Source organism: Limnospira fusiformis SAG 85.79, assembly GCF_012516315.1.
Taxonomy (GTDB): domain Bacteria; phylum Cyanobacteriota; class Cyanobacteriia; order Cyanobacteriales; family Microcoleaceae; genus Limnospira; species Limnospira fusiformis.
In genome coordinates this window covers 122,643-135,067 of the sequence record NZ_CP051185.1, presented here as the reverse complement: position 1 = coordinate 135,067, position 12,425 = coordinate 122,643, and the positions used below count along the sequence as shown (strand labels likewise).

The 12,425-nt window shown below is 46.5% G+C and carries 8 protein-coding genes; all 8 read right to left on the bottom strand.

Features of this window, described 5'->3' with window-relative positions; translation table 11 throughout:
- Positions 1-11 precede the first annotated feature (11 nt).
- On the bottom strand, positions 12-695 hold the full coding sequence (locus tag HFV01_RS00670) for a PD-(D/E)XK nuclease family protein (protein WP_006618466.1): 684 nt from the start codon (positions 693-695) through the stop codon (positions 12-14).
- A 5-nt stretch (positions 696-700) separates the two neighbouring features.
- A complete protein-coding gene (locus HFV01_RS00665; protein ID WP_193520740.1) occupies positions 701-1,495 on the bottom strand; it encodes a circadian clock KaiB family protein in 795 nt (264 codons plus the stop codon).
- Between the two features lie 132 nt (positions 1,496-1,627).
- A complete protein-coding gene (locus tag HFV01_RS00660) occupies positions 1,628-2,860 on the bottom strand; it encodes a type IV pilus twitching motility protein PilT (RefSeq protein WP_193520739.1) in 1,233 nt (410 codons plus the stop codon).
- 143 nt (positions 2,861-3,003) lie between these two features.
- A complete protein-coding gene (lnt, locus tag HFV01_RS00655) occupies positions 3,004-4,617 on the bottom strand; it encodes an apolipoprotein N-acyltransferase (RefSeq protein WP_193520738.1) in 1,614 nt (537 codons plus the stop codon).
- Positions 4,618-4,683: 66 nt separating this feature from the next.
- Positions 4,684-6,165: an amidophosphoribosyltransferase gene (gene purF / locus HFV01_RS00650; protein WP_006618471.1), complete on the bottom strand. Its 1,482-nt coding sequence runs from the start codon at positions 6,163-6,165 to the stop codon at positions 4,684-4,686.
- A gap of 152 nt (positions 6,166-6,317) precedes the next feature.
- Complete coding sequence (gene purL, locus HFV01_RS00645) at positions 6,318-8,687, bottom strand: phosphoribosylformylglycinamidine synthase subunit PurL (protein WP_193521250.1); 2,370 nt, start codon at positions 8,685-8,687, stop codon at positions 6,318-6,320.
- A gap of 397 nt (positions 8,688-9,084) precedes the next feature.
- Positions 9,085-10,350 (bottom strand): M16 family metallopeptidase, encoded by a 1,266-nt coding sequence (locus tag HFV01_RS00640; RefSeq protein ID WP_193520737.1) that lies wholly within the window; start codon positions 10,348-10,350, stop codon positions 9,085-9,087.
- 239 nt (positions 10,351-10,589) lie between these two features.
- Positions 10,590-12,131 (bottom strand): SdrD B-like domain-containing protein, encoded by a 1,542-nt coding sequence (locus tag HFV01_RS00635; RefSeq protein ID WP_193520736.1) that lies wholly within the window; start codon positions 12,129-12,131, stop codon positions 10,590-10,592.
- Positions 12,132-12,425 lie beyond the last annotated feature (294 nt).

Below are 12,425 nucleotides of genomic sequence, written 5' to 3'. Positions count from 1 at the left end.
TTGTCGAGTCCTCAAGATGCCACCTGGGGGAATGCCTCCCCCCGTTGGTATTGATGCAGATAATGACTGAGGCGATCGCACAATTTAGTTAAATCGCGGTGGTTTTTTTCATGCTGCTGTGAGTCATAAACAAAAGTAATTTTCTGGGGTACTTCATCCCCTCTTAAACGCACAAACCAGTAAGTCATAGATACCTGTTCTGGGCTATAGTCACTGCTTTCTACTAACAAATAAAGATAAAGCCGCGTTTGCCAATTATTCGCCAATTTCTGCCGATTAATTAAGCGTTGATTAGTTTTCCAATCAATAATTTGAGCTTGATTTTCATGAGCAATTAATAAATCATAAATCGCCACTAAAACATAATCCCCAAAACCCCAGGTGCGATAATGTTCAGCCTCCCGAAATTCTCCCGATACATAGTTATACTGAGGCTGAAAAACCTCGGGAGCCTCTTTAACCAAGGCTAATAAACAAGTTTGTAACTCCTGATCCTCAGCCATAAAACCTTGAATTGGCAAACCCAATTCTCCCTGCTGCATCAACAGGTGAAAACGACTTCCCCAACCCAGATGTTCTTCTTGTTCCCAGGTTCTCGGAGAGACCAACCCATCTAAATAGGTCTCCTGAAATTTCCGGGGACAGGTTTCTAGGAGATTGAAATGGTTTTGGGATAATCTTAACTTACCCGTCAAAATTATTAATCCTCCAGCACACCCAAAAGTTCTAGAATAGTATCCACATCATTGAGTTCTCCGACAATCCGGCGCTTAGGTTGCGGCCAGACCTTCATCAAAGTAGGAGTAGCCGAAATATGACTAGCTTCTGCTTGTTCCGGGTGTTTGAGTACATCAATCACCTTCAAAGTATAAGGGTGATTGAGCGATCGCTCAAGTAGTTGATGCAAAGTTTCCAGGGTATTTTCTGTGGCTAAACTGTGACCAGAAACAAACAGCCTCAACACATATCCTTCGGTTGGTGTACCATTAGAATCAGATGCCAACGGTGTGGGATTCTGGGAGTCAGACCCAGAATCACTATCTTGGTGTGAAAATTTGGTTTGATTATCCATGGTTTTAAACCTCATAATGAGGTCATGATTTTTCCAAAGTTCTGGAAACGGTTGATCATAAGTTGCTAAAACCAAGGGATTGCCAACTTGATCACCAATCTGCACAGGTGGCCAAACCAGGTCTACCGTTTCAAAAATAGCATTCAGCAACGGCTGATATCGCCACACCGGAGGGTATGCTTCTACTGAAACTCTCACTTTCTGAGTAATTGGATCAATCCACCGGTCAAAACTCGCCGTATAACAAGGAACAAGAAAATGGGGGGGTTCAGGTAAACCTAAAATTTCCTGTAAAGCAGTACACAGATTTAGATGCCACCTAAGCTGTTTACTGTAGTCAATGGAATAAATTAGGTCACCACCCGGCGTAAAAAGTGCAATCCCTTTAAATAAATTAGGAACAGCCAAGGGGGTAAAACTCAATGATATGCGCTCACAGTTATAACTGTTTGCCAAAAACGACTCAGGTTGCCCAGGAGAGCAACCTTATTTAAGATTAGACCATTTATAGTGTATTTCAGAGTTCGGGCTAATGGTCAAAACTTTACACTTTTGTTAGACTCTACCCCGTAGCATCTGACTCATCTCGTTGGGGAAAGGCGACACATCCAGACAAATTTCCTCAGTGATGCGCCCCTCTTGATACAATTCATAAAGGGATCTGTTCATAGTCGTCATCCCTTCATAAGTATCTTTGAGCATAATCTGGTTAATTTCCTCATACTGATCCTTCATGATATACTCTTTGATTACATCGGTGTTGATGAGGATGTCATGGAAGGCGGCCCGCTTGCCATCTGTCGTCTTACACAACAGTTGAGCAATAATTGCGACCAAAGTTTCCCCCAGTGCGGTTTTAATTGATAACTGTTCCTCAGCCGAGAACATATCCAAAACCCGGGTTAGGGTCTTAATGGCGCTGTTAGTGTGGAGGGTTCCAGCTACCAAGTGACCTGTTGATGCAGCTTTAATGGCAATCTGCATGGTTTCCTTGTCCCGAATTTCCCCCACCAGCATCATATCAGGGTCTTGACGCAAAGCCCCCTTGAGAGCATTAAAAAACTTGAGGGTATGTCGTCCAACTTCCCGGTGTTTAATCAGGGATTTTCGGCTTTGGTGTACAAACTCCACCGGGTCTTCAATGGTGATGATGTGATAGGCGTAGTTTTTATTGATGTAATCAATCATCGCGGCCATGGTAGTAGACTTACCTGAACCCGTCGGGCCGGTAATCAACATCAACCCCTTGTGATAGTTACAGATTTTTTTGAAAACGTCGGGTAATTTCAACTGTTCTAGGGTGAGGATGGTAGCACCAATTAGCCGCAGCACCATCGCCGGACCACTGAGAGAGTCAAAAATACTAATCCGAATCCGCACAAAGCCTAAATCTGCGGCTCCGTCAAAGTCTAGGTTTTCCTGAAACTGATGGATTTCCTCATCGGTTAAGACCTCCCGTAGCCAACTCATAAAGCTATTAAGGTCTGTGACTGGCCAATCTTCTTGGGGGGTCATATCGCCTCGGTATCTCAGGCGAGGTGTTTCATTAACCCCTAAGTGAACATCAGATGCGCCTAACTCATCGGCGCGTTGGACAATCTCTCGCAAGGTTGGCTGTCCGGGGCTAGGTCCTGGTCCTCTGCTGGTAATTCCCACGGCGACGGGACTTGCTGCTTGGGCGGGTGCAGGTGGAGGGCTACTTTTCTGAGCGCCCGGTGCAGGTGGGCGAGGGGGTGCAGGTGGGCTAGGTGGACGCGGGGGGGCTGGGGGGCGTTGTGATTGTGTCATGGAATATCTCCGGTAGCTGGGAAACCGCCTAGCTATAGCTGGCGGCGGAAAGGCAATCTAGCCGATTCTTGTTTCCTGTGTGACTAAGGCTAACAAAGGAAGAAATTGGCAGCGATTTATCAGCTCTAACCATGATATTAATATTAGCGCCTATTTTGTGGTATCGCTAATGACAGAAAACGATTCCAGAAAATGACGATCGCACTTATGGCTAGTAAAAGGAAAGTTAACCAGTCTCCCCAACGGACATAAAGGGTTTGGCTATGGCGGCGGTAAATGATATGGTCATGGATTTCGTAGGTATTGATACCAGAAATCCATAAGGTGCGACCGTGGGGGTCGATAATGCCAGAATAACCTGTATTAGTAGCCCTAACTGTCCAGCGATCGCCTTCTATGGCGCGCATCACATCTTGGGCGTGATGTTGTGATAGCATCATAGTGGCATAATGAGCATCATTAGAGGCTGTTAGGATAAATTCCCCTCCTGCTGCTACTTGACGGCGGAAATGGTCAGCAAAGGCGGAATCGTAGCAAATTCCAGCGATCGCTTTTCCCCAACCAGTCTCAAATTTTTGTTGTTTTTCCCCGGCGACTAACCGCGCTTCCAGGGGTGACAGACGATTAATGACCCTTCCCAGAATGGCATCAAAGGGGATATATTCACCCAGGGGAACTAAATGAGTTTTGTCATATTGACCGATAATTTCCCCTTCACCATTAATGGTAAATAAACTATTAGTTAATCCCCCTTCGGTCTCGCCAAATCCCCCCACCCAAGCTATAACACCTTGTGGCAAAATCGCCTGATATAAGCTATAATTGTAGTGATAGCTGTCATGTCTGTTCCAGACAAAAGGCAAAGCGGTTTCGGGGGTTAAGACTGCATCGACACCCCGCGCCGCCAATTCTAAATATCCCCGCGTGTATCCATTTAAAGCCTGTCGAAAACCCTGGGGATTGAGTTTAATTTCATTAGGGATATTCCCTTGAATAACTCCGACTCTCAGAGAAGTTTCGGGGTCAGAATTTAGGGGAATATTGTAGAGACTCAATCCGATTAAATGAGCGATCGCAAATATTCCGACAGGAATTAAATAGAGTGACGATTTCTGCTGTTTATGTGTTAACCAGAGTTCAGCTACAGTCCCATTGACGACTAATATAGTAGCCACAACGGTATTAGGTCCAGAGATTTGACCCAAATGGAGAATCACCAAATTACCGAAACTTTGGGTTAAAGCGAGTGTTGACCACCACAGGGGACCCCCACTCCAAACGGCTTCTAAAGCACACCATAAAGCCGTCCCTATTAGGATTCTAATTAACGAGGTTTTAGCGCCGATATTTAATGGCATTAATTTCGCAAATAACCATCCCCAAACGATGACGATCGCTGTTCCCCAGAGGGTAATAAAAACCCAGGAAAATATAGCGATCGCCAAACTAGCCAACCAGGGAACTCCCAGACTGGTCATGGGGTGAATTCCGGTCATCCAAAACAGGGAAAAGCCATAATAGCCAACACCCCAACCAGCGGTTATTTCCCAGGGTATTCGTCCCCGTCTTTTAGCTTCCACCACCATAACCCACAGAGGAACAAAAGCCACCCAAGCCACTAGCCACCACCCCAGAGGTTCGGTAGCCAACCCCATCAATATTCCACTGAATAGAGACAGGGAGATATAGCGCACTTTTCGGAGGTTAAAATTAGCGGGTAACTTGAGGTTAAAATGTTCGACTGAAAGCAGTTTCATCTAGGAGTTAATAATTGGCGGAATTGGGGTTATATTCCATAACGCACCATGATATCGGGGATAATTTTAGGCTTTAACCGGAGGCGTTTCTAACATCAATTTAGAGCGTTTAACGGTTTCCGGTACATCAATAGGATAATCCCCCGTAAAACAAGCGGAACAGAAAGTCGAGGGGTCTTGTTTAGTAGCATTTAGCATACCTTCCCAACTGAGATAAGCCAAAGAATCGACGCCTATTTGTTCTTGAATTTCCGCGACAGATTTAGTCGCCGCAATTAACTGGTCCTGGTTATCGGTATCAATCCCATAGAAACAGGGATGAGTGACGGGAGGCGATGAAATTCTCATGTGTACTTCAGTCGCACCAGCATCTCGTAAAGCCTTAACAATTTTACGGCTAGTAGTCCCCCTAACAATGGAATCATCAACCATAATTACCCGTTTTCCTTCCAGGACATCTTTCAGGGTATTCAACTTCATTTTAATACCGGACTCTCGCATAACTTGGGTAGGTTGAATAAAGGTGCGACCGACATAACGGTTTTTAATCAATCCTTCCGCATAAGGAATTCCCGACTGTTGAGAAAAGCCGATCGCTGCTGGGATACCGGAATCAGGTACTCCAATAACCATATCAGCATCAACAGAAGATTCAGTCGCCAGAACCCGACCAATTCTCATACGATAACTATACAAACTTTCTCCTTCGACGACACTATCAGGACGGGAGAAATAAATCATTTCAAAAATACACAATTTCCGCGCAGGTTTTTGACTCCAATGGAATGAGGAAATCCCCTGTTCAGTAATCCAAACCAATTCTCCCGGTTCAACATCTCGGAGATATTCAGCGCCAATAATATCCAAGCCGCAGGTTTCGGAAGCCAAAACATATCTTTGGGGATTAGTTCCCAAAGTTCCAATTACTAAAGGTCTGACTCCGTGTGGGTCTCGGACTCCCATTAAACCGACGGGAGTACCAATAGCCAAACTATATGCTCCCTCACACATTTGAAAAGCGGTAATACTAGCTTCTAACCAATCCTTACCGCCATTAATTTCGGAAGCGATCGCCAAAGCAATTAATTCGGTGTCGGTAGTGCTGACAAAATCAAACTTTCGTCTACTCATTTCCTCCCGCAATTCAGCAGTATTAACTAAGTTACCATTATGAGCGACAGCCACAGGTCCCAATCTAGTTTCGGAAACCGCAGGTTGAGCATTAACGATGCGACTAGAGCCAGTGGTCGAATAGCGTGTGTGACCTACGGCTAAATCACCTTTTAACTGTTGTAAAATAGACTCATTAAATACTTGGGAAACCAGTCCCATATTTTTATATAAATGCAGATCTTCCCCTTCAAAAGTAGCTATTCCGGCTGACTCCTGACCTCGATGTTGGAGAGCATATAGCCCAAAATAAGTTAATTTTGCCACATCTTGACCGGGAGCATAAACCCCAAACACACCGCAGGCTTCCTCTGGTTTATCGGGGATTAGCTCGGTGTGAAACTGGTCATCGGTCACATGGGACTTATTAGGAATCATGGTAATCTTGTGATGTTAACTGAGTTGGTGAAAACCGCAAGAGATAGGATAGTTAATAACTGTCAATTACCAATTATCAGTTATCTCTTATATCGGTAGCAAATGAGATGCGATCGCCGATAGGCTGATAAACAAATCCCCCGGAGGGAATTTTAAGATAGACGACGCTCGATCGCATAATTATAGCGATCGGCCATTTCCGCCACATTAACCCCAATTAAACTGGTGTTATCATCGGCTAGAATTTGCAAAGACGAGTCAACTGCCGTCACTGTACCCAAGTGATGCCAAAATTGGCGATCGCTCACCCAGATTTCTTGCAGATAACCCTCCCAAGCCTGCTGGTGTTGAGTAGGAACGGAAACCAAAATCCTAGCTCCCCCCTCACCAAACAGGATCGTATCCCAGCGTTGCCAAGGATCTGAGGTTAACCCTAGGTTAATGGTAGCCCCCAATCGGTTGCCAATGCAACATTCTGCCAAAGCGATCGCCAAGCCTCCCTCAGCGCAATCATGAGCCGATCGCACCCAACCGTTACGAATTCCCTGGCGACAAACCTTTTGAACCATTAGTTCCAAGTCAAAATCGACCCTATGAGGCTTACCCGCCACCAGATTATGTATTACCGCCAAATACTCCGATCCTCCCAGGGTAATATAACCATGATCCTCATCAGCCAACCAATTAGTCACCCCCAACAGATAAATCAAATCTCCTGGTTGTTGCCAACTTTGACCACAAGCGAGAGCCGGATCTGGCAATAATCCCACCATTCCCACCACCGGAGTCGGATATATTGCCTGTGGCTTTCCTTGCGCGTCCAGAGTCTCGTTATACAGAGAAACGTTCCCCCCCGTCACCGGAGTAGAAAACGCCTTACAGCCCTCAGAAATGCCCTTACAGGCTTGTGCTAATTGCCAATAACCAATAGGATGTTCCGGGCTACCAAAATTGAGGTTATCCGTCACCGCCACAGGTTCAGCCCCGACACAACTTAAATTCCGCGCCGCCTCTGCAACCACAGCCTTAGCGCCTTCGTAGGGGTCAAGATAGACATGGCGGGCGTTACAATCAACAGTGGCAGCCACCCCCGGCCAAATTTTACCGGGATTATTGCCAATGGGTTCTTGAGGGCGCAACCGCACCACCGCCGCATCAGCGCCACCCGGTACAATGACGGTATTATTTTGCACTTGGTGGTCATATTGACGATATACCCAAGACTTAGAGGCGATCGATGGGGTATCTAAGAGATTCAATAATACCTGATTCCAAGTTACCAGTTGATTTTCTATTTCCATCCCTGATACTGTGGTGGCGGGTAAAGTTTCCGGCGACCACGCCCAGGCGGTTTGGGCATATTCGGGAGGTTCTGACATCAATTCCCGGTGATAAATGGGGGTATTATCAGCTAAAGCTGTGGAGGGGATTTCGGCGGCGATTTCACCTTTAAACAAAATCCGCACGATCGCTTCTGGAATCACCTTTCCGGCGACGACCGCTTGTAGTCCCCAACGATGGAAAATCTCAATTAATTCTGATTCCCGTCCTTTGTGGACGACAAATAACATTCTCTCCTGGGATTCGGATAATAAATATTCATAAGGGACCATTCCCGTCTCTCGCACGGGGATTAGGTCTAAATCTAGTTCGATACCGACTCCCCCTTTAGCAGCCATTTCCGAGGTGGAACAGGTGATTCCGGCGGCTCCCATGTCCTGGGCGGCGACTACAGCCCCGGTTTTAAACGCTTCTAAACAGGCTTCGACTAGGGATTTTTCTAAAAATGGGTCTCCTACTTGTACAGCAGGGCGATCGGCTATGGACTCTTCGCTGAGTTCGCTACTTGCAAAACTTGCGCCTCCCATTCCGTCCCTTCCGGTGGTTGAACCTACATACAGCACTGGGTTACCAATACCAGCAGCACCGGATTTAACTATCTCTGGGGTTTCCATGATGCCGATCGCCATGGCGTTCACTAGGGGGTTGCCGCTATAATAGCTGTCAAAATATACATCTCCCCCCACGGTTGGGACTCCAAAACAGTTACCATAGTTGGAAATTCCGGCGACTACTCCCAGTAAAATTGGCTGGGTCTTGGGGTCTTCTAGGGAACCGAATCGCAGGGCGTTGAGTACGGCGATCGGACGCGCTCCCATGGTGAAAATATCCCGCAAAATTCCCCCCACTCCGGTGGCTGCTCCTTGGAATGGTTCGATCGCACTGGGATGATTATGGGATTCTATTTTGAAGGCTAGGTGGATACCGTCCCCAAAGTCTACTACTCCGGCGTTTTCTCCTGGACCGACAAGAATGCGATCGCCACTGGTGGGAAATTGGCTCAGGAGAGGGCGAGAATTTTTGTAGCAGCAATGTTCACTCCACATTACCCCAAACATCCCTAATTCGGCTTTGTTGGGGTGTCTGCCTAGTCTTTGGTAGATTTCCTCATACTCTTCGGGTTTTAAGCCTTCTGAGGCTATTTCTTCGGGACTAAATGGGGATTCCGCAATCATGGACATAGTGGCGATCGCTCGGTCAGGACTACAACCAAACATCATAAGCCTAAATTACATCATCAATCAATCCCATGGACTTCGCTTTCCCTGCCCTTTACCCAACCTACTCTGTTGGGTTTCACCCAACCTACTTTACCCAACCTACTCTGTTGGGTTTCACCCCACCTACAATTAATTATTAATTATTAATTATTAATTATTAATTATTAACTACTCTGTTGGGTTTCACCCAACCTACTTTACCCAACCTACTCTGTTGGGTTTCACCCCACCTACAATTAATTATTAATTATTAATTATTAATTATTAATTATTAACTACTCTGTTGGGTTTCACCCCACCTACTTTACCCAACCTACAATTAATTATTAATTATTAATTATTAATTATTAATTATTAATTATATGGGCTTCACTACAGTCATCGCATATCGTTCCTGGCTCAGGTAAGTTTTCGCAATCTCCTGTAATTCCTCCGCTTCTAGGGATTTGATTTGGTGGGGATAACTTACCGAAATCTCTGGTTTCGCTACTGTGAAATAATAGCCATATAAACCCGCTAATTGTCCCGGTGTTTCCGTTGAGAAGGCGTAGTCATTACACAGTAAACGCTTACAGCGATCGAGTTCCGCTGACGACATCGGAGTTGCTGCTAAATTCGCTAAACACTCGCAGATTAGGTGTTCAACTTCTTCGATATTGTCAATATCTAAACACGCATTAATCGTAAATAGACTCGACTCCCGCTGTAGGGAGAAACCGCTACTGATACAGTCTACTAGCTGTCTATCTTCCCGTAATAATTGCACTAGGCGAGAAGTTCTCCCCTCTGCTAATAAAACTGAGATTAGGTCTAGTCCGTAGCCATGTCGTATGTTTTCAACCCCAGGTCCTGACCAAGCCATAGTTATCCGAGGTTGTTCTACATTAGGTAGTAGTAGTTCCTCATGCAGGATACCCCTAAGTTGGGGTTGATGATAACCGTTTGTGATCGGGCATTCTTCCCGGTGGTAAAATGAACCAAAAGCCTCCGAAACTAAATCTTGCGATCGCTTTTCCGAGACTCCCCCAACAATCACTACCGCCATATTTTCCGGTTGGTAGTGACAGCGATGAAACTTCCGCATTTCGTCAGGAGTTCGCGGCATCAGAGTCGCTTCCGTCCCCAAAACCGATCGCCCATAGGGATGATTACCATAGAGAGTTTCCATCATCGCTTGAAACTCTATCCAATCTGGGCTATCCTGAGATTGGCGCAGTTCTTCTAACACCACCGAACGTTCTCGCACAAACTCATCATCAGGTATCGCCGCGTGCAGCAGTAAATCAGCCAGCGGAGACAGGGTTTCCTCTAAATACTGGGCGGCGCTGGTAATGAAAAAATGGGCATAGTCGTGGCTTGTAGCTGCATTAGCCACCCCCCCTCGGCTTTCAATTACCCAGTCGAACAAACCGGGGGCGATTTTTTCAGTCCCCTTAAAAATCATGTGCTCCAGAAAATGAGCCATCCCCGACCAAAGCTCTGGCTCTCTTGTGGCTCCCGCCCTAACCCAAACATCTACCACGACCACCGGTGTAGCTGGAATTTCCTGATGAATGACGGTTAAACCATTGTCTAGGGTGAAGACATTAGCGGGAAACGTTGCGATCGTTGACAGTTTAGACAACTTTTAATCTTTTAAACCCCCGTTAACCCTCTCGCTATATAATAATACCTCCTTACCACAAAAATTGAGTATTTTGATACAAAACAAAAAACATCCCAAGCCAACCTTCTGCCTGGGATGTTCGCCATTATATTTTTACGCCTATTTTGACTCCTGAATCAGCAACGCTGCCAGAATACTGCGCGTGAACTACCCGACCCTGAATCGAAAACTACAGCGCGGGGCTTCTCCGCGAGAAGCTAAACGGGGAACTGGGACATACCGAAGGCTACGCCAGATGCGCCCACTTCCGCCAAAACTCCCAACCCTTCACCAGAGATTGATACATCGGGAGTGGTGACGAAAGGCAACGAAGCAGGTGCTTCCACCCGGACCTGAAATTCAACATCCCCAGGTTCGATAAAGGGCAACCAGCGGGAGACATTAAAGAAGCCAAAATTACCGCCAGGGCCAGTTACTGTACTGGGTTCAGCCGGGAATGGGTTGCCGTTAGGATCCAGAATCACAGCCCCAGTTACTGGGTCACGCAGGGGACCGCTGTTTAACTGTCCGTCTTTATTCAGATCCAGGTAAACGGTTACACCTTCCAGGAGGGGTTCACCAACTTGGTAGGCACTGTCAATGTTAACATCGGTGAACACAAAGCCAGTGATACTATCTGGAACTCCAGGACCTCCCACCAGGCTGGGGGGAACGTTAAAGAAAAAGTTCTTTTGTGCGGCTCCACCACGACCCAAAGCCACATCAAAATCAGGATCAGGTCCGGTAGCTACCAAGTTACCAGGAGGATTAACCACCTCGACTGCAAAACTTTCTGTCAACAACCCAGGCTCGTTGGAAAGTACATAGTGTAGGTAGGGATTTTGGGCTAACTCCGCATCCGAGAAGGTGGGGAATCTCGCATCTACATCAAGGATGTAGAAACCATTGGCATCTGTAACCGCAGTTCTTCCGCCGCCAGACACCGTAATGCCAGGGATACCTGCTTCTCCGGGATCGGCAACACCGTTACTGTTTAAGTCGGAAACTACGAAACCGTAGATGCTTCCGGGAACTACATAGCCCAAGTCCTGGAAGGTAACAGCACCGGCTGAAACGTTAACTAATTTTGGATCATCATTAGTGGCAACTAATCTATCTGCAAAGCTAGTTACACCACCTAATCCTGGGGGTACGTCGTTCCCAGGCAATAGGGGCCGCAGTTGGTAGGTTCCCGGAGTCAGATTATTGAAGGAATAAGAACCATCGGGACGGCTTACTGTAATAGGTTCGTTGGCTGTCCAGGCTCCGTTACCGTCTAAGTCAAGGAACAGAGGAATACCACCGACAACAGGTTCGTCAAGATTAAAGATGCCATCAACATTGTTATCTACGAAAGTCCGACCTTGGATGTTACCCTTGCTGGTAATGGGGGGAACTGAAGGTACAGGGACATCGGGAGGCAAGTTAGCAATGGCAACTGGGCCTATGTTCTGGGTCGGATCGGCGGGAACGGTGAAAGGGAGGGGTAGGTTGTTCCCAGGACTGCTGACACTACCATCAGCAGGAGGGATTTGTTGCAGTTGGAACGGAGTACCGGCTCCTAAAGTCTGTAAATCAGTGATTACAAAGCTGCCATCCTGACCAGTAATGGCGCTCCGTTCACCTTGATCCGGTTGGTATATACCATCAAAAGGCGGCAAATCTGTGAATACCGCAGCATTAGCTATTGGCAGATCACCAGGATCGAATACGCCAGTGCGGTTGACATCTATAAAACTAGTACCTGTAAGGTTTGACATTAGCTTGAACTCCTCCACCAAAATGTTGGACTAAGACAGTTTTTGCAAGATCAAGTCTATGTTCCTTGACTTAATCCCAACAGAATACACTCGCTTGCTCTGAGTGCGTATTCTTAAGACCACATTGAATATAACAGCATGAGCCTAAGAAAATATACCAGACTTTTGAGAAAGATTGCAATTGGGTTGTGAATGGGGGACATCCTCATTTCCGCCCCAGGGGAGTGGTGGGCGCTCTAGGGCTACCCACTGTTCTTAACAGTCAACAACCATAACGGTTATGGTCTGACCTGA

Coding starts and splice junctions, on each gene's coding strand:
- HFV01_RS00660 (WP_193520739.1), bottom strand. CDS start 2,860: ATGACACAATCACAACGCCCCCCAGCCCCCCCGCGTCCACCTAGCCCA.
- HFV01_RS00635 (WP_193520736.1), bottom strand. CDS start 12,131: ATGTCAAACCTTACAGGTACTAGTTTTATAGATGTCAACCGCACTGGC.
- purL (WP_193521250.1), bottom strand. CDS start 8,687: ATGTCCATGATTGCGGAATCCCCATTTAGTCCCGAAGAAATAGCCTCA.
- purF (WP_006618471.1), bottom strand. CDS start 6,165: ATGATTCCTAATAAGTCCCATGTGACCGATGACCAGTTTCACACCGAG.
- lnt (WP_193520738.1), bottom strand. CDS start 4,617: ATGAAACTGCTTTCAGTCGAACATTTTAACCTCAAGTTACCCGCTAAT.